Source organism: Staphylococcus sp. HMSC055A09, from assembly GCF_001809655.1.
GTDB classification, from domain to species: domain Bacteria; phylum Bacillota; class Bacilli; order Staphylococcales; family Staphylococcaceae; genus Staphylococcus; species Staphylococcus capitis.
On the sequence record NZ_KV798369.1, the window covers coordinates 487,118 to 513,108 of the forward strand.

25 protein-coding genes are annotated in these 25,991 nt (G+C 32.9%); 14 read left to right on the forward strand and 11 right to left on the reverse strand.

Annotated elements, in window-relative coordinates; genetic code table 11:
• Positions 1-122 precede the first annotated feature (122 nt).
• On the reverse strand, positions 123-734 hold the full coding sequence (locus tag HMPREF2642_RS07925) for a YktB family protein (RefSeq protein ID WP_002435449.1): 612 nt from the start codon (positions 732-734) through the stop codon (positions 123-125).
• A 175-nt stretch (positions 735-909) separates the two neighbouring features.
• Here HMPREF2642_RS07925 and HMPREF2642_RS07930 point away from each other — a divergent pair, with 175 nt between their 5' ends.
• A complete protein-coding gene (locus HMPREF2642_RS07930; RefSeq protein ID WP_002435395.1) occupies positions 910-1,740 on the forward strand; it encodes an inositol monophosphatase family protein in 831 nt (276 codons plus the stop codon).
• A 70-nt stretch (positions 1,741-1,810) separates the two neighbouring features.
• Here HMPREF2642_RS07930 and HMPREF2642_RS07935 read toward each other — a convergent pair whose 3' ends face one another.
• Positions 1,811-2,002, reverse strand: coding sequence for a DUF5325 family protein (locus tag HMPREF2642_RS07935; RefSeq protein ID WP_002435391.1), 192 nt, complete (start codon positions 2,000-2,002; stop codon positions 1,811-1,813).
• A 99-nt stretch (positions 2,003-2,101) separates the two neighbouring features.
• Here HMPREF2642_RS07935 and typA point away from each other — a divergent pair, with 99 nt between their 5' ends.
• Positions 2,102-3,949 carry a translational GTPase TypA gene (gene typA / locus HMPREF2642_RS07940; RefSeq protein WP_030065215.1) on the forward strand — a complete coding sequence of 616 codons (1,848 nt, stop codon included), beginning with the start codon at positions 2,102-2,104 and terminating at the stop codon, positions 3,947-3,949.
• Between the two features lie 52 nt (positions 3,950-4,001).
• Here the strand turns inward: typA and HMPREF2642_RS07945 are convergent, their stop codons facing one another.
• Complete coding sequence (locus HMPREF2642_RS07945; RefSeq protein ID WP_030065216.1) at positions 4,002-4,211, reverse strand: DUF2197 domain-containing protein; 210 nt, start codon at positions 4,209-4,211, stop codon at positions 4,002-4,004.
• A 1-nt stretch (position 4,212) separates the two neighbouring features.
• Positions 4,213-4,695: a hypothetical protein gene (locus HMPREF2642_RS07950; RefSeq protein WP_023350458.1), complete on the reverse strand. Its 483-nt coding sequence runs from the start codon at positions 4,693-4,695 to the stop codon at positions 4,213-4,215.
• Between the two features lie 144 nt (positions 4,696-4,839).
• Between HMPREF2642_RS07950 and HMPREF2642_RS07955 the strand changes: the two genes are divergently transcribed.
• The 3 genes from HMPREF2642_RS07955 to HMPREF2642_RS07965 all read left to right on the forward strand — a co-directional run bounded on the left by HMPREF2642_RS07955 (position 4,840) and on the right by HMPREF2642_RS07965 (position 10,482).
• On the forward strand, positions 4,840-5,115 hold the full coding sequence (locus HMPREF2642_RS07955; RefSeq protein WP_002435383.1) for an Fpa/YlaN family protein: 276 nt from the start codon (positions 4,840-4,842) through the stop codon (positions 5,113-5,115).
• Positions 5,116-5,450: 335 nt separating this feature from the next.
• Positions 5,451-6,674 carry a cell division peptidoglycan polymerase FtsW gene (ftsW, locus tag HMPREF2642_RS07960; RefSeq protein ID WP_002435326.1) on the forward strand — a complete coding sequence of 408 codons (1,224 nt, stop codon included), beginning with the start codon at positions 5,451-5,453 and terminating at the stop codon, positions 6,672-6,674.
• Between the two features lie 358 nt (positions 6,675-7,032).
• Positions 7,033-10,482, forward strand: a complete 3,450-nt coding sequence (locus tag HMPREF2642_RS07965; protein WP_070597772.1) for a pyruvate carboxylase — start codon at positions 7,033-7,035, stop codon at positions 10,480-10,482.
• Between the two features lie 213 nt (positions 10,483-10,695).
• Here the strand turns inward: HMPREF2642_RS07965 and HMPREF2642_RS07970 are convergent, their stop codons facing one another.
• Positions 10,696-11,604, reverse strand: a complete 909-nt coding sequence (locus tag HMPREF2642_RS07970) for a COX15/CtaA family protein (RefSeq protein WP_002435308.1) — start codon at positions 11,602-11,604, stop codon at positions 10,696-10,698.
• 327 nt (positions 11,605-11,931) lie between these two features.
• Between HMPREF2642_RS07970 and cyoE the strand changes: the two genes are divergently transcribed.
• The 4 genes from cyoE (at position 11,932) to HMPREF2642_RS07990 (ending at position 15,021) form a co-directional block, all read left to right on the forward strand.
• On the forward strand, positions 11,932-12,843 hold the full coding sequence (gene cyoE / locus HMPREF2642_RS07975) for a heme o synthase (RefSeq protein ID WP_002435363.1): 912 nt from the start codon (positions 11,932-11,934) through the stop codon (positions 12,841-12,843).
• 25 nt (positions 12,844-12,868) lie between these two features.
• Complete coding sequence (locus HMPREF2642_RS07980; RefSeq protein ID WP_002435338.1) at positions 12,869-13,330, forward strand: DUF420 domain-containing protein; 462 nt, start codon at positions 12,869-12,871, stop codon at positions 13,328-13,330.
• A 190-nt stretch (positions 13,331-13,520) separates the two neighbouring features.
• Positions 13,521-14,567 (forward strand): CAP-associated domain-containing protein, encoded by a 1,047-nt coding sequence (locus tag HMPREF2642_RS07985; RefSeq protein WP_030065220.1) that lies wholly within the window; start codon positions 13,521-13,523, stop codon positions 14,565-14,567.
• Between the two features lie 19 nt (positions 14,568-14,586).
• Positions 14,587-15,021, forward strand: a complete 435-nt coding sequence (locus tag HMPREF2642_RS07990) for a YlbF/YmcA family competence regulator (protein ID WP_030065222.1) — start codon at positions 14,587-14,589, stop codon at positions 15,019-15,021.
• Between the two features lie 228 nt (positions 15,022-15,249).
• Here HMPREF2642_RS07990 and HMPREF2642_RS07995 read toward each other — a convergent pair whose 3' ends face one another.
• A complete protein-coding gene (locus tag HMPREF2642_RS07995) occupies positions 15,250-16,176 on the reverse strand; it encodes a glycerophosphodiester phosphodiesterase family protein (protein WP_030065224.1) in 927 nt (308 codons plus the stop codon).
• Between the two features lie 231 nt (positions 16,177-16,407).
• Between HMPREF2642_RS07995 and HMPREF2642_RS08000 the strand changes: the two genes are divergently transcribed.
• A complete protein-coding gene (locus HMPREF2642_RS08000; RefSeq protein ID WP_030065226.1) occupies positions 16,408-16,659 on the forward strand; it encodes a DUF2129 domain-containing protein in 252 nt (83 codons plus the stop codon).
• An 11-nt stretch (positions 16,660-16,670) separates the two neighbouring features.
• Here HMPREF2642_RS08000 and HMPREF2642_RS08005 read toward each other — a convergent pair whose 3' ends face one another.
• A complete protein-coding gene (locus HMPREF2642_RS08005) occupies positions 16,671-17,060 on the reverse strand; it encodes a DUF7147 family protein (protein ID WP_002435389.1) in 390 nt (129 codons plus the stop codon).
• A gap of 67 nt (positions 17,061-17,127) precedes the next feature.
• On the opposite strand from HMPREF2642_RS08005, the gene rsmD reads away from it, so the two are divergent.
• Entirely contained in the window at positions 17,128-17,670 is a 543-nt protein-coding gene (gene rsmD / locus HMPREF2642_RS08010; protein ID WP_030065228.1) for a 16S rRNA (guanine(966)-N(2))-methyltransferase RsmD, read from the forward strand.
• A 1-nt stretch (position 17,671) separates the two neighbouring features.
• Positions 17,672-18,157, forward strand: coding sequence for a pantetheine-phosphate adenylyltransferase (gene coaD / locus HMPREF2642_RS08015; protein ID WP_002435417.1), 486 nt, complete (start codon positions 17,672-17,674; stop codon positions 18,155-18,157).
• A 68-nt stretch (positions 18,158-18,225) separates the two neighbouring features.
• On the opposite strand, the gene HMPREF2642_RS08020 is transcribed toward coaD, so the two are convergent.
• Positions 18,226-19,359, reverse strand: a complete 1,134-nt coding sequence (locus tag HMPREF2642_RS08020; protein ID WP_049428005.1) for a nucleotidyltransferase — start codon at positions 19,357-19,359, stop codon at positions 18,226-18,228.
• 126 nt (positions 19,360-19,485) lie between these two features.
• On the opposite strand from HMPREF2642_RS08020, the gene HMPREF2642_RS08025 reads away from it, so the two are divergent.
• Together HMPREF2642_RS08025 and rpmF are read left to right on the forward strand one after the other, a co-directional pair.
• Entirely contained in the window at positions 19,486-20,040 is a 555-nt protein-coding gene (locus HMPREF2642_RS08025; RefSeq protein WP_002435440.1) for a YceD family protein, read from the forward strand.
• Between the two features lie 76 nt (positions 20,041-20,116).
• Positions 20,117-20,290, forward strand: a complete 174-nt coding sequence (rpmF, locus tag HMPREF2642_RS08030) for a 50S ribosomal protein L32 (protein ID WP_002435373.1) — start codon at positions 20,117-20,119, stop codon at positions 20,288-20,290.
• A 144-nt stretch (positions 20,291-20,434) separates the two neighbouring features.
• On the opposite strand, the gene HMPREF2642_RS08035 is transcribed toward rpmF, so the two are convergent.
• From HMPREF2642_RS08035 to HMPREF2642_RS11865, 3 genes are all read right to left on the reverse strand, one after another.
• Positions 20,435-23,776 carry an NEAT domain-containing protein gene (locus HMPREF2642_RS08035; RefSeq protein WP_070597773.1) on the reverse strand — a complete coding sequence of 1,114 codons (3,342 nt, stop codon included), beginning with the start codon at positions 23,774-23,776 and terminating at the stop codon, positions 20,435-20,437.
• Positions 23,777-23,949: 173 nt separating this feature from the next.
• Positions 23,950-25,593, reverse strand: a complete 1,644-nt coding sequence (locus HMPREF2642_RS08040; protein WP_030065237.1) for an NEAT domain-containing protein — start codon at positions 25,591-25,593, stop codon at positions 23,950-23,952.
• 173 nt (positions 25,594-25,766) lie between these two features.
• Positions 25,767-25,991 (reverse strand): LPXTG cell wall anchor domain-containing protein (locus HMPREF2642_RS11865; RefSeq protein ID WP_256276643.1); only part of this gene is annotated, 225 nt, incomplete at its 5' end.

A 25,991-nucleotide genomic window follows, 5' to 3' on the forward strand; every position in this document is an offset into this window, starting at 1 on the left:
AAATCTTATGAAAATATATTAACCTAAACAAAAAGTTAGGTCAACCTAAAAATATTGTGCGACTATAAAAAAGCTTGAATAGAATTGTAATCATTCCATTCAAGCTTAAAAATGAAGATGTATTATTGGTAAAATCTTAAAAACGCATCAAATGTTTCTTCAATAAACTGTAGAAAGGCTTTATCACTTTTTAATCTTTGATCAGAAGGCTGAATTTCTCGTGCTATGAAAAATTCACCTTTCTTAACATTAATTGCGCGATCAATAGCTTTGTGAAGATCGTCATCGTTCATATCTTTAATAAGTGTCTTTTCAGGTTTCATATGATCTAAGCAAACACTATAGTCTTCAGGTAAGTCTTTAATTTTATCGAAATGCTTTTTAAAGACTTTCATCTGATTGGCTTTATTTTTAGCCTCATGCATTACGCCGAACATTACAAATAATTGGTCTCTAAATAATCCAATTTGAAAATGTGGTAACATCTTATATCCACGTTTATTAGGAGCAAATGCTACCCACGTATCTTTAGGTGGATTAACACTACGACGCGCATGTTTAGCTACATGAGGGTAGAACTCTTCGCCAGTTTGAGTACTAAAATAATCTGCAAAGTATGTTCCTAAATTATTTAATTGAGGTCTAACATATTCATTGAGTGCTTCCATACGATTGTCTAGACCTTCGACATCGAAAGCTTTAAAATCTTTTGGAGCAAATGTATATTGAGTCATTTTATGCCTCCTAATAATTGATTACATATATTGTAGCATAGTTAAGGATTTCTAACCTAAAGTATAAGCTTGTTAATTAGGCGTTTGAATTCTTTAAAATAAGGTAAATCTATGTGTATTAATATAATTTTGAAGATGACATCATGTATAATGGTAAGTAATAGGAGATGATACGATGGCATTATATGATTTTGCAAAGGGAATAATACTAGAGGCTGGTAATAAAGTTCGTCATATGATGAAAGATGATCTGGATATAGAAATGAAATCTAATCCGAATGATTTAGTCACGAATGTTGATAAGGCTACTGAAAATTATCTTTATGAAACGATTCATCACAATTATCCTGAACACCGAGTTATAGGTGAAGAAGGGCACGGACATAATTTAAAAGATACACAAGGCATCATTTGGGTCATAGATCCCATAGACGGTACGCTAAACTTCGTTCATCAAAAAGAAAATTTTGCGATATCAATTGGTATTTACCATGATGGTAAACCGTACGCTGGGTTCGTATATGATGTAATGAGAGACGTTCTATACCACACTAAAGTTGGTGAAGGTGCCTTTGAAAATAGCCATCAATTAAAGCCACTAGAAGATTCCGAACTTAAAACAAGTATCATTGGTATAAATCCTAACTGGTTAACTAAACCAATAATGGGAAAAGTGTTCGCACCAATAGTAGAGGACGCTAGAAGTGCAAGAGCTTATGGTAGTGCTGCATTAGAAATTATAAGTGTGGCTAAAGGTCAACTTGCTGCGTACCTTACACCAAGATTACAACCATGGGATTTTGCTGGAGGCTTAATGATATTGAATGAAGTGGGAGGCGTAGGTAGTAACTTATTAGGGGACAGACTTGAAATGAACCACCCTAATTCTATTTTAATGGCTAACGCAAAACTTCATCGAGAGATCCTTAATAACTATTTAAGTGAATTTGAAGAGACGATTGCTAAACATCATGAACAGCGATTTGGTAGAAAACGAGAAAAATAAAAGCAGAGACGACATTGAATCGTCTCTGCTTTAACTTGTTGATCTAACATTATAATGTTAGATGTCTATGTTACAGCCAGTTGTTTTCTCTGTATTTCTTTTTAACAGTGAAACCAACGCCAAATGTTGCAATGAGTAATATAAATGTTAAAATCATCCATGGAACATTAGCAGCACCTAATGCAAAACTAAAAGATACTAAGAAAATGACTGCTAAAATAGAGAATATCCAGAAGATGCCTTTTGATTTTTTTTGTTGCATCCCATACCCCACCTTTTACTTATCTTTTCACTAATATATGATATAATAAAACAGTTGTAATTAAAAGTGGGAGTTTACTCAAGAAAGGAAATTTATAAAATGACTAATTTAAGAGAAGATGTTCGTAATATAGCGATTATTGCGCACGTTGACCATGGTAAAACAACTTTAGTAGATGAGTTGCTTAAACAGTCTGGTATTTTCAGAGAAAATGAACATGTAGACGAACGTGCAATGGATTCAAACGATTTAGAAAGAGAACGTGGTATTACGATTCTTGCTAAAAATACAGCAATTGATTATAAAGGCACACGTATTAATATCTTAGACACACCTGGCCATGCCGATTTCGGTGGGGAAGTTGAACGTATTATGAAAATGGTTGATGGTGTTGTTCTTGTAGTTGATGCATATGAAGGTACAATGCCACAAACTCGTTTTGTTCTTAAAAAAGCATTAGAACAAAATTTAAAACCAGTAGTAGTTGTAAATAAAATTGATAAACCAGCTGCACGTCCTGAAGGCGTAGTAGATGAAGTATTAGACTTATTTATAGAATTAGAAGCAAATGATGAACAGTTAGATTTCCCTGTTGTTTATGCTTCAGCGGTAAACGGTACAGCAAGCCTTGAATCAGATAAGCAAGATGAAAACATGCAATCATTATTTGAAACAATAATTGATTATGTTCCCGCACCAATTGATAATCAAGATGAACCGTTACAATTCCAAGTCGCATTATTAGATTATAACGACTATGTTGGACGTATTGGAGTTGGGCGCGTATTTAGAGGTAAAATGCGTGTTGGAGATAACGTATCATTAATCAAGTTAGATGGCTCAATCAAGAATTTCCGAGTAACTAAAATATTTGGTTACTTTGGTTTAAAACGTGAAGAAATTGAAGAAGCACAAGCTGGAGACTTAATCGCTGTGTCAGGAATGGAAGATATCAATGTTGGTGAAACTGTGACACCTCATGATCATCAAGAAGCGTTACCTGTGTTACGTATTGACGAACCAACACTTGAAATGACTTTCCGAGTAAATAATTCACCATTTGCTGGTCGAGAAGGTGACTATGTCACTGCACGTCAAATTCAAGAAAGATTAGAGCAACAACTTGAAACAGACGTTTCATTAAAAGTTACTCCAACAGACCAACCAGATGCTTGGATTGTAGCTGGACGCGGTGAGTTACACCTTTCAATCTTAATTGAAAATATGAGACGTGAAGGTTTTGAATTACAAGTTTCTAAACCTCAAGTTATTTTAAGAGAAATCGACGGCGTGTTAAGCGAACCATTTGAACGTGTACAATGTGAGGTACCTTCTGAAAACGCTGGTGCAGTAATTGAATCTCTAGGTGCACGTAAAGGTGAAATGTTAGATATGATGACTACTGATAATGGTCTTACGCGTCTTATCTTTATGGTACCAGCACGTGGTATGATTGGTTATACTACAGAATTTATGTCTATGACACGTGGTTATGGTATTATTAATCATACTTTCGAAGAATTTAGACCTCGTGTTAAAGCTCAAATAGGTGGGCGTCGTAACGGTGCTTTAATTTCAATGGACCAAGGTCAAGCTACATCATATGCAATTATTAACTTAGAAGACCGTGGTGTAAACTTCATGGAACCAGGTACAGAAGTTTATGAAGGTATGATAGTTGGTGAACATAACCGTGAAAATGACTTAACAGTTAATATTACGAAAGCGAAGCATCAAACTAACGTGCGCTCTGCTACGAAAGATCAAACTCAAACGATGAATCGTCCTAGAATTTTAACTCTAGAAGAAGCATTACAATTTATCAATGACGATGAATTAGTTGAAGTTACACCAGAAAATATTAGATTAAGAAAGAAAATCTTAAACAAATCAGCACGTGAAAAAGAAGCAAAACGCGTTAAACAAATGATGCAAGAAGATCAATAATATAGATAAAAGGTGCGGCTTAAGTTATGGGTAACTTAAGTCGCACCTTTTTTTATAATTCATCTTTATCGATTGAATGATTTTCTGTTTTAGAAATGTCTTCCATCACTTGTGGTTTGCGTTGTTTAGGTGTATCTAAACGACTTTTACAATCATCGCACATAAAGGTGCGAATAGGATTGTTTCTTAAGCGTTTAGCCTCAACTGTTTGTTCATCAATAAACACTTTTGTATCACAAATGATACATTGAACTTCTAGCACATTAAATCACCTCTATATGAGTTACATATTTGAATTCATATGTATACCCATCCTCTGGCACATAAACAAAGCTATCAACGGCATTGTCGCTATATAATCGTTTGCCATCTTTCGCGAATTGGAAGAATAAATAAGGTAATAATTCAATTGGTATTTCGATAGCATCATTATCATTATAAAGTTTTATTGCTGTTGCTTTATCGTGTGGTTCAGCATTTTTGAAAAATGGTGTCATATTAATGACGAAAGATCCTTCTAAAACTGAACGCTTTTTATATTTAATTTCTGAATCAAGTGTAGGTGGATTGGTTTGTCCTTCTAAAATAGCTCGATTCCATTCAGTGTTATCTTCGAAGTTAACAGGTCTAGTACCGTCGAAAACCCCACGTTCTAAATCATCGATACTCACTTTTCTGTCATCGAAAATCCAAGTTGTACTATCCAAAGAGATAGGAAACTTAACTGCACCCTTAATTTGGATCATATATGCCCACTCCCTCATTTTTTATCTTTAATTATTTTAACATAAAATGATAGTGACTTAATTTAAATTCACTTGCTTTTTAATACCTATTAAGATAAACTTCTAATGTGAAGATATTAATTGAAATGATAGGGGGAGTATGTCATGGCTAACCAATCGAAATTAAATAATGCGGCATATGACCAGTTGAATAAAGATGCTGATAGAATCTTACATCTTATTAAAGTTCAGATGGATAACTTAACTTTACCTTCTTGTCCGCTTTATGAAGAAGTGTTAGATACTCAAATGTTTGGCCTTCAAAAAGAGGTTGATTTCGCTGTTCAACTTGGTTTAGTTGATAAAGAAGATGGTAAGCAATTAATGTTAAGATTAGAAAAAGAACTTTCTAAATTACATGAAGCTTTCACAAATGTTTAATGTTTTACTTCCAATAGATTTAGCATAACGCACGTATTTAAAGTGTCAATATGAATGCGTTAATAACATATATATTTACGACAACGTATAGACTTAATCGTACATATACGTCATCGTATGAGTGACTGAGATGATATCTGAACGTGATATCTTTCTCAGTCATTTTTGTTTCAGGCTTATCCTATAAAATAAGTTGATGCTTAACCTAATAATATTTGTTTAATTGAAGGGTTCAAGTATATAATAGGTAAGACAGCTTTTTAAAAAGTGAAGATAAATGAATTAAGTCAACGAAGTGATTAACTTTAAAAATTTAGAATTGGATGATCTAGTATATGAATAATTTTAAAAATATAATGCGGTATATTGGAAAAACTTCTAAATTTATCGATTATCCATTATTAATTACATACGTACTCCTGTGTTTGATTGGATTAGTAATGGTATACAGCGCAAGTATGGTAGCTGCAACTAAAGGTACTTTAACTGGTGGTGTAGCCGTTGCAGGAACTTACTTTTATAATAGACAACTTTTATACGTTATTATGAGTTTCGCTATAGTCTTTTTTATGGCATTTATTATGAATGTAAAAGTCCTAAAGAAGCCTAATGTTCAAAAAGGAATGATGATTGGTATTTTCGTACTACTATTACTGACTTTAGTTATTGGTAAAAATATCAATGGTTCCAAGAGTTGGATTAATTTAGGTTTTATGAATCTACAAGCATCAGAGTTACTAAAAATTGCCATCATTCTTTACATACCATTTATGATTGAAAAGAAAATGCCTGCAGTAAGACAGAACATCAAGTTAATCTTAGGTCCAATTCTATTCGTAGTAACGTGTCTGGTTCTTGTTCTTTTCCAAAAGGACGTTGGGCAAACGATGTTAATACTAATCATCTTCTTCTCAATTATTTTCTATTCTGGTATTGGTGTTCAGAATATGTTGAAGTGGGGATTATTAGTAGCTTTAGGATTTGTTATTATTGCATCGTTTATGTTGATACTACATATGGTTCCTAGTTATTTAGAAGCACGTTTTAGTACGTTAACAAATCCATTTGGACAAGAATCAGGAACAGGGTATCATATTTCTAATTCCTTAATGGCGATAGGTAATGGTGGGCTATTTGGACGTGGATTAGGTAACAGTATAATGAAATTGGGTTACTTGCCAGAACCTCATACTGATTTTATCTTTGCGGTGATATGCGAAGAGTTAGGTTTAGTGGGTGGCTTATTAGTAATTATTTTAGAATATTTCATTGTATATCGAGCATTCCAATTAGCTAATAAAACAAATTCTTATTTTTACAAATTAGTTTGCGTCGGTATCGCAAGTTATATAGGAAGCCAAACATTTGTTAATATCGGTGGTATTTCAGCTACAATCCCATTAACAGGTGTACCGTTACCATTTATTAGTTTTGGTGGTTCAGCAATGATTAGTTTGAGTATTGCCATGGGTCTTTTATTAATTACTGCTAAACAAATCAAACAAGATGATAAACGCCAAAAGCAACGTAAAATCGATATGAAACGCCGTTATAATTAAATAAGTTATTAAAGACAATCTATAGTTAAATGATTTTCAAGAAGTTGAGATCAAGCTACTATAGATTGTCTTTTTTATTATTTTAAAAATTAAAATAATGTAAAGCATTTATTCTAAACTAGCACATATGTACTATTAATGATAAAATTATGTTATCGATAATAATAAGATTATCTGAAGTTATAGATTTGATAGTGTAGAGAAATTTCATGATCATTTTGTTGCATTGTAAAGTGTTACAAAAAATTAAATTATCTTTAACTTTGTAAATTACTATAGAATTATTCAATCATTTAAGATAAAATCTTATTATCTAATTAGTTAGAAAATTCAAAAAATACGAGGGGTGTCTTCGCTTTTGAAACATATAAAGAAGTTACTTGTTGCTAACCGTGGTGAAATTGCCATCAGGATTTTTAGAGCAGCAGCAGAGTTAAATATCAATACAGTAGCAATATATTCTAATGAAGATAAAAGTTCATTACATAGATATAAGGCAGACGAATCTTACTTAGTTGGTAGTGATTTAGGACCTGCTGAAAGTTATTTAAACATTGAACGCATCATCGAGGTAGCGAAACGTGCAGGTGTAGATGCGATTCATCCTGGATATGGTTTTCTAAGTGAAAATGAACAGTTCGCACGTCGTTGTGCGGAAGAAAATATTAAATTTATAGGTCCCCATCTTGAACATTTAGATATGTTTGGAGATAAGGTCAAAGCGAGAACAACTGCTATTAAAGCCGATTTGCCTGTTATTCCAGGTACAGATGGGCCTATTGAAAGTTTTGAAGCAGCCAAACAATTCGCAGAAGAAGCTGGCTTTCCACTAATGATTAAAGCAACTAGTGGTGGAGGCGGTAAAGGTATGCGTATTGTACGTGAAGAAAGTGAACTTGAAGATGCTTTCCACCGTGCTAAATCAGAAGCTGAAAAGTCTTTTGGCAATAGCGAAGTTTATATTGAAAGATATATTGATAATCCTAAACATATTGAAGTACAAGTTATTGGTGATGAACTAGGCAATATTATACATTTGTATGAAAGAGATTGTTCGGTACAACGACGCCATCAGAAAGTTGTTGAAGTTGCGCCTTCAGTAGGATTATCAAACAGTTTAAGAGAACGTATTTGTGAAGCAGCTATTCAGTTGATGGAGAATATTAAATACGTAAATGCCGGAACAGTTGAATTTTTAGTCTCAGGTGATGAATTCTTCTTTATTGAAGTCAATCCACGTGTACAAGTTGAACATACAATTACTGAGATGATCACAGGTATAGATATTGTTAAAACTCAAATTTTAGTGGCTGATGGCGAGTCACTTTTTGGTGATAGAATTGCTATGCCAAAACAACAAGATATTCAAACGCTTGGATATGCGATTCAATGTCGTATTACTACTGAAGACCCATTGAATGATTTTATGCCAGATTCAGGAACAATCATCGCATACCGTTCGAGCGGTGGATTTGGAGTTAGATTGGATGCTGGCGATGGTTTCCAAGGAGCTGAAATCTCACCATATTATGATTCTCTATTGGTTAAATTATCTACACATGCGTTTTCTTATAAACAAGCTGAAGAAAAAATGGAACGTTCACTACGAGAAATGCGTATACGTGGAGTTAAAACCAACATTCCGTTTTTAATCAACGTGATGCGAAATGATAAATTTAGAAGTGGAGATTATACAACTAAATTTATAGAAGAAACACCAGAATTATTCGATATTGCACCTACACTTGATAGAGGTACTAAGACACTAGAATATATTGGGAATGTAACTATAAATGGCTTCCCTAATGTGGAACAGCGTCCTAAACCAGATTACGAATCAACATCAATCCCGAGAGTATCTCAAGATCGTATTAATCAATTATCTGGAACGAAACAAATTTTAGATGACCAAGGACCTAGGGGGCTTGCTGATTGGGTACGAGAACAGGAAGACGTACTCATTACAGATACCACATTCAGAGATGCGCATCAGTCATTATTAGCTACTCGTGTAAGAACGAAAGACATGATGAATATTGCATCTAAAACTGCTGAAGTATTTAAAGATAGCTTTTCATTAGAAATGTGGGGTGGCGCAACCTTTGATGTGGCATATAATTTCTTAAAAGAGAATCCTTGGGAACGTTTAGAAAGATTGCGTAAAGCAATACCTAATGTCTTGTTCCAAATGTTATTACGTGCATCTAACGCAGTTGGTTACAAAAATTATCCTGATAATGTAATTAAGAAATTTGTACATGAGAGTGCTAACGCAGGTGTAGATGTCTTCCGTATCTTCGATTCATTAAACTGGGTCGATCAAATGAAAATTGCTAATGAAGCCGTGCAAGAAGCAGGTAAAATATCTGAAGGTGCAATTTGTTACACAGGCGATATTTTAAATGTCGAACGTTCTAATATCTATACATTAGATTACTACGTGAAAATGGCTAAAGAATTAGAAAGAGAAGGATTCCATATTTTAGCAATTAAAGACATGGCTGGACTGCTGAAACCAAAAGCAGCAAATGAATTAATCGGTGAATTACGTGCAGCAGTTAATTTACCAATTCATCTCCATACACATGATACAAGTGGAAATGGTTTGCTAACTTATAAACAAGCTATTGACGCAGGTGTAGATATCATAGACACAGCTGTTGCTTCAATGAGTGGATTGACAAGTCAGCCTAGTGCGAATTCTTTATATTATGCACTCAATGGTTTCCCACGCAACTTAAGAACTGATATTGAAGGTTTAGAAGAATTAAGTCATTACTGGGCTACTGTTCGTCCTTACTATGCTGACTTTGAAAGTGATATTAAATCACCTAATACTGAAATATATCAACACGAAATGCCTGGAGGTCAGTACTCTAATTTAAGTCAACAAGCTAAAAGTTTAGGTTTAGGTGGGCGCTTTGACGAAGTAAAAGATATGTATCGTAGAGTGAATTTCTTATTTGGTGATATAGTTAAGGTAACACCATCTTCTAAAGTAGTGGGAGATATGGCGCTCTACATGGTTCAGAATGATTTAGATGAATCATCAGTACTTAGCGATGGGTATAAACTTGATTTTCCTGAATCAGTGGTTTCATTCTTTAAAGGTGAAATTGGTCAGCCAGTAAATGGGTTTAATCGAAAATTACAAGAAGTTATTCTCAAAGGTCAACAACCACTTACTGAGAGACCTGGAGAATATTTAGAGCCTGTTGACTTTGACGAGATTCGTGAAGAGTTAGCTGAAAAGCAACAGGGTGAAGTGACAGAACAAGATGTTATAAGCTATGTCCTATATCCGAAAGTGTATAACCAATATATTCAAACTAAAGAGCAATATGGTGATCTATCATTACTTGATACACCGACCTTCTTGTTTGGTATGCGTAATGGTGAAACCGTTGAAATAGAAATTGATACGGGTAAACGTTTAATAATTAAACTCGAAACAATTAGTGAACCTGATGAAAATGGTAATCGTACAATTTATTATGCTATGAATGGTCAAGCACGTCGAATTTATATTAAAGACGAAAATGTGAAGACAAATGCTAATGTGAAACCTAAAGCTGATAAAACTAATCCTAGCCATATAGGAGCTCAAATGCCTGGATCTGTCACTGAGGTTAAAGTTGCTGTAGGTGATGAAGTTAAAGCAAATCAACCATTGTTGATTACTGAAGCTATGAAGATGGAAACTACTATACAAGCACCATTTGATGGTGTAATTAAACAAGTTACTGTAGTAAGTGGTGATGCCATTGCAACCGGCGATCTACTTATTGAAATAGAAAAGCTATCATAATATGCGAAACCCGCCCGATTGTGTGATGATTAAAAGTTTACACAATCGGGCGGGCTTTTATATACGCTGGCAATAATGTATGACGTATGTGTGGGTATACAGAACGCGCCCTTCAAGGTAAACTTATACTCATTATCCTTGAAGGGCGCGGGTAGCAAATGAAGTTGTATTTTCCATTTAACCTAGAAATGAAGGTTAAAATTTATAGTAATACTATTTCATACTACGTGTTGTTCTTAACATCAATAAGATGAAGTAGGCAATCATTCCGAATAAATATGTGATAAATAATGCATGGAATAATGCAATAATTAAATTTACATTTGTTATAACAGATAGCGCACCTGTAATAACTTGTAAAATAACTAAAATAAATGCAGCAGTATAACCATAACGTACTGTGCGATTGTCAGAATAATTTTTAATAGCATGAATAAATGTGAACATAATCCACATAAATGTGATAAATGCCATACCTCTATGGGCGAATTGTACCCAATCATGCGCATTATGTGGCACAATATCATTAAATGGCACTGGCCATGCACCATAAGCAAGACTCGACTTAGTATGTCTTACTAATGCACCAGTATAAATTGTAAGGTACACAATAATTGCCATCAGCCATGTTAATGTACGCAGTGGCTTCTTAATAAATAATTCATCAGCTTCATATTTTTGGTCAACAGAAAATATGATTAGAGTCATTACGAATACTGATGAAAAACTAATTAAAGAAATACCAAAATGTAATGCAAGAACATAAGCATTCTGTTGCCATATTACGGCTGCGGCTCCTATTAGTGCTTGGACAAGTAAGAAAGCAACACTAATGATTGAAAGTGGTTTGATTTCTTTAATATATCCAATATTCTTCCATGCTGTAATGACTAACCAAAGCACGACGATAAGAGATAGACCTGATACAGCTCTGTGACTTAATTCAATAATCGTCTGAATTGGTAAATTTTGAGGAAGAAGTGCACCATTACATAATGGCCATGATGATCCACAACCATCTTCTGATCCTGTTTTAGTTACGAGGGCGCCACCCAATTGAACAAAAGTCATAATAATCGTAGCTAAAACACCTAACCATTTAAGGTTCTGCTTTCTAAACAATGATAAACACCCCATCATTAATTAAAGTACGCATTTTTTTGCCATCTTTTGTCATTCATTTTAACGTTATTTATTGCATCACATATTGTGATTATAAGACAAAAAAGACAATATAAATTGTTTTGACACTTGTTATTTTAGTACTTTAAATTAATGTACATATTTTTGCTTTTAACTCATTATAACAAGAATACCATTTTTAATTGTGTCACAAAATCGACGATTTATAATGTCGCTAAAGTGTCACAATTTAATTTTATAAAACCTAGTCTTTTAATAAAATATACTATATCATTGTACTATATGAAAAATTCAAGGAGGGGAACTATGAGCAAAGAACACACTTTGTCACAGGATACGGGCCGAGTAACCTTCAAAGAATTACAACAAATCATAAAAATGGGCCTCGTTCAAGGTAACTTGATACCTGCATTTGCAGGCGCATGGCTTGCAGTTGTAATGACAAACCATTCCTTCCTATCGTCTATACCTCAAATATTATTGATGATTGTTGGCTCTACTTTAATCATGGGGGGCGCATGTGCTTTAAATAATTATTATGATCAAGATATTGATAGCATCATGCCTAGTAAACAAAGTAGACCGACTGTAAACGATAGAATCTCAGATAGAAACTTATTAATATTAAGCTTTGGTATGATGTTAATTGGTGAAGCTAGTCTTTTCCTATTGAACGTACCTTCAGGCGTTTTAGGTTTAATAGGTATTGTAGGATATGTTTCTTATTATTCAATTTGGTCTAAGCGACATACAACTTGGAATACAGTTGTTGGAAGTTTTCCTGGTGCTGTACCACCTTTAATTGGTTGGGTAGCTATCGATGGCAATATTAGCTTAGCAGCCATTGCACTATTTTTAGTTGTCTTTTGTTGGCAACCCGTTCACTTTTATGCACTTGCTATTAAAAGAAGTGACGAATATTCATTAGCTAATATTCCGATGTTACCATCAGTTAAAGGTTTTAAACGCACTAGAATTAGCATGTTCATTTGGTTAGTATTCTTATTACCTTTACCATTCTTATTGTCTGGCTTAGGTGTAACATTTGTAGTCATCGCTACATTACTTAATCTAGGATGGTTAGCATTAGGATTGACTACCTTTAAGAAAGATTCTGACCAAACAAAATGGGCGACAAAAATGTTCATTTATTCATTGAACTACTTAGTTGTATTTTTCGTACTTGTTGTTGTCGTTTCATTAATTAAAATGATCTAAATTTACTTAAGTAAGGATGAAACTTATGAGCGTACCCATTTTACCCACGATAAGTACTTCATGTATCGTCATTAGTGCAATCTTAGTGGCTATCGGATGGAGATTAATTTGGAAACGTCAAATTGATAAACATAAAAAAGTCATGTTATGGGCAGCAGTTTTTGCATTAACTTTCTTTATTATTTACGCTAGTAGAACAATTTTCATAGGGAATACTGCCTTTGGTGGTCCAGATTCAGTGAAAATCTACTACACTATCTTTTTAGTTTTCCATATCAACTTAGCTACTATTGGCGGTGTATTAGGATTAGTACAAATTATTTTAGCTTTTAATGATAAATTTAATATTCATAGAAAGATTGGACCGGTTGCATCGATTATTTGGTTCTTCACAGCAATTACTGGCGTGGCGGTGTACATTCTATTGTATGTACTTTACCCAGGCGGAGAAACAACCTCATTAATTAAAGCAACTCTAGGACTATAATTTATTTATTCGTTCTTTCTATTCAACTATACTGATAAAACTTCATTGTAGGTTTTGTCAGTTTTTTTAATTTTAGCTACAATACTAAACTAGAAAACTATAAATTAGCGTTGAAGGTTTAATCGCTTGTCTTGATAAATAATAGACTATTTTTGTACAATAAACTTAATTCTGTAGAGGTGGGTGAGTAATGAAAAAGTTAGTTATCAAAGTAGTAGGTGTTATTTTTTTAATTACTTTTTTAATTTATTTATTTTACTCACCACGTCTTAAATTTGATGTATTAGAGAATCCAAATAAAAGTAATAAAAGTAATCATTCAGAACAATTCCAAAAGTCTAATAAGAATGTTGAAAATCCTAAACCTAAACATGGCATTGGTACTTGGATTGGTAAGGATATTAAATTTATGACTAAACACTATGGTCAAGCTGATCGTACATATCCATTTAAATATGGTTATAAAAATTACATATTCAAAAAAGATAATGAATATTATATCGTAAGTACTAAGAAAGATATTATTACTTCAGTTTATGCAACCGGAAAAGACGTCAAAGTTGATCCGTTAACTATCGGTGAGAGTGCCTCACATCTATTTGAAAATACAAGCATTAACCCGGAACCAACGATACAATCTAATGGTAAGACGTATCGATTTGAAATGTCAGATGAAGATATGAAAACTCAAACATTAATTAAATATGGTAATGTCTACGCACAAGTTTATTCTGACCAAGAATCAAACAAAATCTTAGCAGTTCGATTTTTAGATTCAGATACATTAGCGGCACTACAACCATATAAATTAAATACCGATGAAGGTGACAGTTCAGATTCTAAAGATAAAGCAACACCGTTTGAACAGAACCCGAATCAACTCATTACACTTTATGAAGTCACTAATCAAATGAGAGAGTTAAAGGGGTTAAAACCTCTAAAAATTAATGACGATATTGCACATATAGCTTCAATTAACTTGTATGAAGCAACTGAAAAGGGTACTGATAGTGCCGAATTCACTGAGAATGCATTGACACAACAACTCGATGAAAACAATGTGTCCTACACATCAACGAGTCAGAACGTAGGGTATGATTTTGATGATGTACCAACTTTAATTCATAGTTGGATGAACTCAGATATCCACCGCTCTCGTATGTTAAATAATAAGTATGACGAAATGGGCGGAGAGGTTATGAAAGATTATTATTCATTAATTTTCTTGGAAAAGTAAAATACGAAAGGGTGAGAATATGATTACTGAAGAAACATTATCCATTTTAGATGAGATAGAAAATTTATCTGATATGATTGTTCAATCAGACGTATATCAAACTTATCAATATGCTAAAGATAATTTAGAAAATGATGACGAAGCACATCTACTTTATCAAGCATTTTTAAAGTCAAAAGATCAATACGATGATGTCATGAGATTTGGTAAATATCACCCTGACTATAAAAGAATTATGATGGAAACACGTCAACGTAAGCGTGCATACGAAATGTTACCTGTTGTCATGGAATATAAGACAAAGGAAGTCGCATTACAGGATTTAATTGATGAAGTATTGACAAAAATTGCATTCGCAGTTTCGGAAAATGTGAAAATTGAAGCGGGGAATCCATTCTTCCAAACAGGTCATAATGGGTGTGCAACTGGTGGATCTTGCAATTGTTCATTATAAATATATATATAAAGAAGACGCGAAGAGAGTATTTAATCTAGCAATAAAAACACTTTCGATGAATAAAAAATGTCATCGAAAGTGTTTTTTAATTATGATTTGATTTGTGATGATGAGTCTATTTGAAATGAAATGCTTTTATAACAATGAGTTGAAAATCTAACTTTAGGATGCATATTATTTTATATAAAGTCTCTACTGTATCGATAAGTTTAAAGCAATAGTGTTTTACTTATTAAGTAAGGTTTCTTTAAATTGTTTAGCTAAGTCAGGGCGGTCTGTAACTAAGGTGTGAACGCCTTTATTATAAAGGTCTGTCATTAAATCAATGCTGTTCACACCATAGAAACCTGGAACAATATTATTTAAATTTAGCCAGTCGATAAAGCGTTTAGACGTTAACGGCACACCTTTAAACTCAGTTGGCATTTGAAATGTATCAGCTTGAGGCGTGAATGTATTTCCAAGCATACTATTAAATTTCAAGAAACCTTCAGCTACTTCAGCTTGACTAGCACCGACGGCTATTTCATCATTGCTATACTCAACAAAGCGTCGAATTTGAGTTTTATGAAAACTTGTTACGAGCACACGATCTTGCGCTTGATGTTTAACAATAGTATTGTACATCACCTCAGGAGCAAGTCGACCTTCATACGTATTAGGTGCATCTTTTAAATCAACATTGATATACATGTTTGGATACATCTCTAATAATTCCTCAAATGAAAGTATTTTGGCATGAGGATCATTGCGATAAGGTGTAGCGCCATTAATATCTGTAAAATGATAGCCTGCGTCTAGACGTTTCAATTCTTCTAAAGTATGTTCGCTGACTTTACCTGAACCATTAGTAGTACGGTCGACAAGCGCATCATGAAAGACAATTAATTTACCATCTTGAGTTAAACGTACATCTGTTTCAAAACCGTCTAGTCCATATTCTACTGCATTGTCGAATGCTAATTGAGTTTGTTCAGGACGAACTGCCATCCCACCTCTATGGGCAAATAAATAGGGTGCTTGTCCTGAAAAGAATGCTGGAATAGACTTAACTTGTTTAGGTGCTTTATTTTTATTAAAGTAAAACAAACTTCCTAAGATACCAGCGGTTGCTAAAGAACCTTTGACTAACCATCTTTTATTATTACTCATCTATGAGCCTCCTCTTTATTATTAGACATAGCTTAACAAATATTTTCTTATTATTAAAAGTATAGTATCTTCATTTCGTATAATCATAATAGTATTCATTTTCAAAAATAGTGGGCGTAAGGATAAACTTACATAGAGTGGTTAGGGTGTTTCAAGAACAATCATAGTCATTTCAATACAAACATAGACGTGATATGATTACTTATGTATGAATAATGGAGTGAGCAAGATATGAATTTAATTCCTAGAGTAAGTTTAATTATTTATTTAAAACATATTAAGCACGAACGACAAATAAGAAAATATGGACATATTGTTCATTCAAATAGACAAAGAAAATATGTGGTGATGTACGTCAATGAAGCAGATGCTGATAATGTAGTACATAAACTCATGCAGCTTAAATATGTGAGAGATATTGATGGGTCACCATATAAGTTTTTAAAGAAAACTTATGAGAAGGAAAAACATGAAGTGCTATAAACACTCATGTTTTATTGTAATGGTGGAATCCAGCGTTGTAGACGTAATACGCTGATAAGATAGTTAAAATATAAATCTATATCAGGGTAAGTTTCTGGTGGTTGAACATCAATGCCTACAATTGGAATATTATACTTTTCAGCTTCAGTATTAATGATTTCAAATTTCTTATTTCCATCTGGATATGGATAGTTTAAAGCATTAACCATGATATACATAGCTTGAAAGTGGTTGCCAGATGTCGGATTCATAATCATTGCTACTGAAGATAGTTGTTTCTCAGATTGTGGCGAATGAAAGTAAATGATGCGATTGATACGAGGGTGATTGAACTCGATAAGGGTAGTGAATTCAAATAAATCTGTTAAACCTTCACCGATTTTGATAAACGATTGTTTCATAAATTAATCAGTCTCCTTTAATACAACAAATTATATTAAATAACTTATTGAAATGGAAGTGTGAGCGATGCGCGTAATTGCAGGTAAACATAAAAGTAAAGCGTTAGAAAGTCTTGAAGGACGAAATACAAGACCTACTATGGATAAAGTAAAAGAAGGCATTTTTAACAGTTTGCATGAAGTTTCAGGTTTAGGATTAGATTTATTCGCAGGAAGCGGAGCATTAGGCATAGAAGCTTTATCACGTGGTATGGAAAAAGTTATTTTTGTAGATCAAAACTTTAAGGCTGTTAAAGTCATCAAAGCTAATCTAAATCAATTGGATTTAATGCCTCAAGCTGAAGTATATAAAAATAATGCCGATAGAGCGTTAAAAGCACTTGCTAAACGTGATATTCAATTTGATGTCATTTTCTTAGATCCTCCTTACAAAAAGGGGTTAATTGATGAAGCAATTGAGCGAATTTCGGAGTTTAATTTATTAAAAGAAAATGGTATTATCGTTTGTGAGTTTAGTAATCATGAGGATATTAAATATGAGCCGTTCCAAGTGATTAAGCGTTATCATTACGGTTTGACAGATACTTTGTTACTTGAAAAAGGAGAATAAAATGAGTAAGACGAGAGCAGTTATTCCCGGTAGTTTCGATCCTATTACATATGGACACTTAGACATTATAGAGCGAAGCGCCGATCGCTTTGATGAAATTCATGTATGTGTGTTAAAAAATAGCAGCAAAGGTGGAACATTTGATTTAGAAGAACGAATTGATTTAATAAGAGATTCTGTTCAACATTTATCAAATGTAGAAGTTCATCACTTTAATGGATTGTTAGTCGACTTCTGTGATCAAGTAGGAGCAAGAACGATTATCAGAGGTCTACGTGCAGTCAGTGACTTTGAATATGAATTACGTTTAACCTCCATGAATAAGAAGTTAAATAATAATATTGAAACAATGTACATGATGACAAGCACAAATTATTCATTTATTAGTTCAAGCATTGTAAAAGAGGTAGCAGCCTATAAAGCAGATATTTCAGCATTTGTACCACCAAATGTTGAGAAAGCATTAAAAGATAAATTTGATGTTTAAAAAATAACCATTTCAACAATTTTTACTGAACGAAATTCAATCAGTAAGGGTATGTGTTGAAATGGTTTTTATTTGCGTATGATAGGTGTGTTGAAATCTGTTTGAGATTGTTTGCTGATAAGATTATACACTTGTGTAGCTTTAATTTCATTTTGGAAATAATGTGCATTTTTTTTATTTATGTTAGTGATAAAATGACGCTCAGGAAATTTATTTTTTAAATATTTTAAGTAATTTCTACCAGTATCGTTCATTCCTAAAATTCTAACAGCGTCGATGTCTTTTTTTACATTATGAGCACGTACATTGATTAATACATTCATAAGCACACGTTGTATATGAGTATAAGTGTAACGTTTCGTTTTAAGCTTCTCCATTAGTTCTTTGAACGAGTAACTTTCTTGAACTATAGATTTTAAACGATTCTCAAAGCCTTCATTTACAGTGTATATTGATGCTAAAGCCTCAGTATCTTGCACCATAAGTTGATACTTAATGAAAGGGAATGTATCTTCGATTGAAGCATGAGGTTTATGATACAAAGCGTGTACTGATTCAGGAACCACACGTTTCCACTCATTATCGTTCTTTATTAAAGACTGACGAATAGATGTTCCACTTGCAAAGGTAGGATGCTGTATTTCAGAGTGGTGATGATGTGAACCTTCACGTTTAATTGTCATTGCTTTTATAAGTGGTGCAAATCGTTTGATTGCCTTAAGATAACTTATACCTAACATGTTGTTCGGCGATTGAATAAGTTCATGATGATCAGTGAGTTCACTCAATATACGAGGGTAACTCTTTCCTTCTTTAAGTTTACTTTTAAAATCGGGGTGGCTTTCTAAAGTTGAAATAGTAGACGCAAGTTGTTGTAATTCTTCTATATCTGCACTTTCACTACCAAAAGAAACTTCATCAATATCTAAATAATGAGCTACTTTAATAGCCATTTCAGCAAATGTATCTCCTGAAGAGAGACTAGCTATTAACGGTAATTCCACGACTAAATCAACGCCAGTGAGGGCCATTTCAGCACGAGTAAATTTATTATAAATTGCAGGTTCTCCACGCATAACAAAGTTGCCACTCATCAACGCAATTGTTACATTTGAATTGGAGTGAAGTTGAGTTTGTTGTGAGTGATATAAATGTCCGTTATGAAATGGATTATATTCAGTTATGAGCCCAACACTTTTCATTTGCATTTCGTCCTTTCAATATTCATCATTAGTATTGTAACAGAACAATATATGTTAAGAAAAAATCTTGACAACTTTTGTTGGGAAAGTTAAAATAAATTTTGTGCTTGTTAGAGGTGAAGCCATATGAAATGGTCAATAACACAATTGAGAAAGTATCAAGGTAAGCCGTTTGAGTTTAACCAAAAGGCTCATTTTGATCATTTGAAAGAGTCATTAGATTTAATTGATCTATCAGAAATAAATGTTGAAGGCCTATTAACAGTGAAATCTAATGAAGTGATTGCAGATATGCATGTTACTGGTACATATACTATGCCATGTGCACGTACGCTAGAGCCAGTAGATGTGCCTCTAGATGTAACTACTTCAGAAGTATTTGACTTAGAAGGCTACGATGATTATACCGATGATGACGATCAAGAAGATGAACATTATCATCTTGTCACTGATGGTATGATTAATATCAAAGACATTGCTGAAGAACTTGTAATTATTGAAAAGCCTATGCGCGCCTTTTCTGAAAATAGTGATCAAATGCTAACAGAAGGTAATGGCTGGGAAGTCATTGATGAAGATCAATTAATTGAAGTTCAAAAAGAACAAGAAGATGATTCTGAAACTAAGCAAGTTGATCCAAGGCTTCAGAAATTACAACAATTATATGATAAAGAGCAATAGCAGTTTAATTAATGGTATAATAGTATTAATTGAACTGACATTTTAATTAAGTGTCTATTCTTAAGGAGGATTAATCATGGCAGTACCAAAAAGAAGAACGTCTAAAACAAGAAAAAATAAACGCCGTACGCATTTCAAAATTTCAGTACCTGGTATGACTGAATGCCCAAGCTGTGGCGAATACAAATTATCTCACCGCGTATGTAAAAACTGTGGTTCTTACAACGGTGAAGAAGTCGTTTCTAAATAATAAATTTATATATTTATTTTTATCCAGTAATCTGTCTAAGGTTACTGGATTTTTTATTTATTATAAACATCGACCTACAGCATTGTAGGGGATTGCTGTAGGCCGACGATAAATTATTGATTAATATTTTGTAAGATAGTGCTATTAATGTTTGTCACTTTTACGGTTCTTTCTATTTATGAGTAACGTACTACCTAAGAATGCTATTAAGCTTGCCCATATTGTTGTTTGAGAAGAATCTAAACCAGTATTAGGTAAAGTTTTAGATTTGTCAGTTGATTGAGATTTGTTTGACTTACTATCTTTAATAACTGTTACTGTTTGAGATTGGTCAGATTTTCTATCTTTAGTAACTGTTAAAGTTTTAGTTTTTGAAGAAGTCTTTGTAAGTTTTGTTGGACGCTTAGGATTTGGTTTTTCTTTTTTAGGAATTGGAATAGGTTCGAATTCTTTATTAGGTTCATCATTAATTATTCTAATATCATAATTTCCTTTATAGCCGATTTTGGGTACTTCAATACTTACAAATGCGTTATAAACCTTTTGACCCTTTACATAAGGGAACGCAACAGTACGCGTATCATGTTCTTTATCTCTTGCTATTGTAGTTACACGTTGGCCCTCAACTTTAAATTCTTTCCAATAAGAATCATTTTTAATTGTAAGAACTACAAGTTTGTTGCCTTTTTCATCTACAGCTACTTTGATAGGTTTTTGAACGTAATTTTCTATTGCAGAAGGTTGATCTTTTAATTTTTTCAGTATAGAAAAATCAACGGCTTTTTCATCTTTTAATACTGTAGGTGTAGTAATAGCACTTTCAAACTCTGTTGAATTTGGTTTTACTGATGATGTTGTGTTTTGAGTTTCCGCAGGTTTAGCTGTTGGTGTTTCATTAGGTTTAGCTGTTGGTGTTTCTACAGGGTTAGTCGTTGCATTATTATTGTTTGGATTATTATTTGTAGGATTGTTCGTTTGGTTAGAATCAGCTTTTGGTTTCTCTATAACAGGGAAATCAAGCACTAATGTTGTTGCTACGTCATTTCCTTCTTTATCAAGTTTAGATACCACTTTAGTTACGAGTTGGATTTTATCTAGTAATTTATCAGTAGTTAAAACTGCTTCTTTAACTTTATTACCTTGATCAGTTAATATCACGTTTTCACCATTATGGGTAATTTTAGAAAATTGATATTTAGTTCTCTTAGTAATAAGTGAATTACCATTTGCTTCTTTGACTTTGAAAGTATATTTATATTTGTCTCCAACTTTTTCTACTTTTACATCCTTTTCGAATAAATTAGCGTATGTCGAATCTTGGGCATTGTCCTTTTGATATTTCAAATCCCCTTTGATAGTTACAGGGAAAGCAGTTGGAACTTTAGCTGTTTCAACTTCATGATCTGGAACTGATGATTGGTCATTATTGTTTGTTTGAGTAGTAGTTTGTTGATTCTGTGATGATGGTGCCGGTTTAGTTGTTTTAGCTGGTTTAGATGGACGCTCTTTAGGATCATTCCATAAGTCATTATTAAATTGACGCGCACTATCATAGTATAATTGAAGTGTTACGTCATGAGCTTGATCTCTACTTTTATTAGGATTATTAATATTTTCAGGATATTTAGTTGTTCCTGTGAGTTGAATTTTCTCTAATAAATCTTTAGAGGTTACAGTGAATTCCTTAATTTTATTCTTTTCATTAATTGTTTTAAGTTCTAATGGTTGGTCTTTATATTCTACTTTGAAAAGTTCAAAATCATAGAATTCTCCGCCGACATCAGCAATTCCAGGATGTAAGTGAACAGTATATTTATATAAATCATTTAATTTTTCAATTTTTACATTAGGATTTAAAGCACCTTCGTATAAAGATGATTCCTCATTATTAATTGCATTTCTAAAATGTCCACTTACAAAAATTGGTAATTCTTTATGTAATTTATTTTTATCATACACAACATCTTTATAAATATTTTTATATGTTGTTGCTTGATAATCTTTAGCAGTTACTTTTTTAGATGAATCACTGTTTTGTGATGCATTTGAAGTACTCGTGTCTGTAGAAGTTGATTTATTTTCCGTTGAATCACTTGAAACACGTTTCTTCGCAAATTCATTATTTTGAATTCTTACATGATATTGACCATCATAACCAATATTTTTAACTACAACTTTTACAATCGCATTGTATACATCTTTACCATCTTCATAAGGGAAAATGATTGTACGTGTATCATTCGTTTTATCACGAGAAATAGTCACCACACGTTTACCTTCAACTTTTAAATCTTTCCAATATGAGTCAGTTTTAGTTTGCATTACAACGTATTTTTTACCATCAATAGTCGCTGTTTTAAAAGGATGTTGAACAAAGCCGTCCATAACTGAAGGATTATCTTCAGTACTTTCAAGTACTACGAAATCAGCATTTTTTTCGTCAGTTAATGTTTTGGGAGTAGGTTCTACATTTTCAAACTCAGGTTTAGCGGACGTTACTTCTTGTTCTAAATCACTTTTAGCTTTAGCAAGTTTTTCCTTGTATTCTTGTTTTAAATTATCAGGTAGTTTATCTTGAATCTTTTCTAATTCATAAACTTGTCTTTCCAATGTTTTAGCTTTTCTATAAGGTTCTAATAACTTCTCAGTATCATATTCCTGTTGGGTTTGGAATTGGGATGTATCATTTTGAATTGGCTTTTTAAATACTAATCTTGCGTCATAATAATCTTTGTTGGTACCACCACCCCATACTACTGTAGCAAGAACTCTGACTTCTTTAGTTCCATCTGTAACTGGAAATCTTACATATGCATAATCTTTTTCTGAATCAAATGAAACAAGGTTAACAGGTAATTTAGTATCGCCATTATATACTTCAAATTTTTCAAATGAATCTGCGGTCTGAACTTCAAATTCAACTTTTGCGCCATCTCTTGTAAATATGACATCAGCCGGGTTTTTTGTGCTCGCTTCTATATAGAAAGTTTTTTCACTACTACCTTCTAAACTAAATTCTATAGGGCGTCTGGGCCCCTCATCATGTGGTTGATTTGCGACTGCTGGATCTTTAATTGCTTCTTTTAAATTATCAGCAGAGTGAAATTTAGTTTGTGCATTTTGACTAGTGTTTGAAGCGGATTGAGTTGTATTACTAGCATTATTATTTGAATTATTTTGAGAAGTTGATGTGCTCTGTGTATCAGATGAAGCTTGAGTAGTATTTTTCTGTTGAGCTTGATCACTTTGATTAGTTGAACTTGAGGTAGAAGCCCCAGTTGGGTGAGCTGTATTAGTGTTTTGTCCAGAAGAAGCAGCCGAATTAGTAATAGCTTGGGAAGTAGTATCTTCAGCAGCTTGAGCTTCATGATTAGTACCTAAGAAGATGGCAGTTCCTAACATGATTGAAGCTACTCCTACGGTTAATTTACGTATTGAAAAGTAATTGGCATACCTCAATGAATGATTCTTATGTTGTTTGTTCATGGTGTTAACCACTCCTGAAAATAAATTTCTAATTGATAAACCTTATCAATTAGCTTAGGGTGTATTATACACTATTTATTTTTAATTTGAATACTATTTTAAAAATATTTTATTGATTTAATTTTATAATAAAAAACAAGTACATCGTATAATGATGTACTTGTAGTAAGTCATTAGATATTTTTATTGTTTTTTCTTTTAAGAAGTAATAATGAAGATAATAGGGCGATAAGACTAAATACTAGACTGTTACTATTTGATTCTTGTTTTGAACCTGTTTCTGGTAATTCTTTTGAAGTTTTAGATTTACTATTGTCTTTAACTACAGAATCTTTTCCTTTGGCTTCTTTAGAATCTTTATCATGCTTTTGGTCTTTCTTAGGTTTAGGGCCGTTGGAGTCTTTATGTATTTTATCGAGTTTTTCAGAATGTTTAGCAGCATCAAGTTGTTTATCTTTAGAAGTATCATCTTTTTTATTAGTTTTTACATCTTGCTTTTTAGTAGTATCGCTTACTTGAGCTGCCGGTTTTTTAGTATCTTGTTTTTTGTCAGTAGCTGTTTGTTGATTTTTAGAAGTGTCATCTTTTTTATCTTGTTTCTTAGTTTTTACTTCTTGTTTTTTAGTCGTATCACTTACAGGCGCTGAAGGTTTTTTAGCCGTATCCTGTTTATTATCAGCATCAGGTTGTTTATCTTTAGAAGTATCATCTTTTTTATTAGTTTTTACATCTTGCTTTTTAGTAGTATCGCTTACTTGAGCTGCCGGTTTTTTAGTATCTTGTTTTTTGTCAGTAGCTGTTTGTTGATTTTTAGAAGCGTCATCTTTTTTAGCTTGATTATCAGTTTTATCATTTTGATTGTTAGTAACAGTATCGCTTACAGGCGCTGAAGGCTTTTGAGTCGTGTCTTGTTTTTTATTAGCATCAGGTTGTTGATCTGTAGAAGCGTTATCTTTTTTGTCCTGACTATCAATTTTAGTGTTTTGATTATTAGTATCAGTATGGTTTACCGGAGCTGATGGTTTTTCATTTTTAGCTTGATTATTACCAGCATCAGGTTGTTCTACATTCATATTATCATTTTGTTTAGCTTGGTTTTGAGTAGCCGTTGGTTCTGGGTCCTCAATAGTAGGGATGACACTTTCTAATTCAATATGCGTTGTATATTCATGATCATATTTTAAAGCAGGTATTACAATATGAACTTTACTAATAATATTATTCATACCTGGTGTTACTTCCATATTTACTGTTTTAGTATCTTTCTCAGTATTATCATCTACAACTGTAGTGGGTAATTCAGTTTCATTTTCATCGAAAAATCGAAAACTCTTCCACCATGAGGCGTTGTCTAAAGTGATTTGGAAGTAGTACTTATCATCTTTTTTTATTACTTTACCAGGATGCTGCACATATTGATCCATGTGAGAAACGTCGTTTGTTTTATCTTTTTGAACTTGGAAATTTAAAGTTTGAGAAAGTTCATTCGACTTTGAATTACTATTGTTTGTATTAGTAGTTGGCGCATTTTGCGTAGTAGCTTGGTTATTTTGAGTATTTGAATTTTGAGTAGCAACCGTATCGGCTGGTTTGGACTGCGCTTGTTGCGCTGATTGATTCGTATTTTTGTTAGTTTGGTCAATAGTTGTAGAGTTTTGAGTACCTTGACTATTATTGCTTTCAGCGGCTTGAGCTTCATGGTGTGCACCAATAATAAGTGCTGAACCTAATGTGATTGAAGCTACTCCAAATTTAAGCTTTCTAATTGAAAAGAAATTATTTAAAATGAGTGTGTTTTTCTTATGTTGGTGTTTCATGTTGTTAACAACTCCTATGTAATTTTTTATTGATATTATTTATCATTTAACACAAGGATATTATACACTAATATGAAATTAAGTGAATTATTTTTTAATAATTTCATTATTATATTTTAAAAAATAAAAAACGAGCTAATCTTGATTAGATTAGCTCGCCATGAAATTTATAACTATTTAGATTCTTTTCTTTGTCTTCTTAATAGTAATAATGATGCAGCTAAAGTTATTGTGCCGAATACAGTAGTAGCGTAGTCTGATTCATCGCTTAATCCAGTTTCCGGTAATTCAGATTTATCTTTTGAACCATTTGAAGTTTTAACCTCATCGTTAACAACAGTTTGTTTGTTATCACTATCAGTGTTGCCAGTGTCTCCACCAGTATTTCCGCCAGTGTC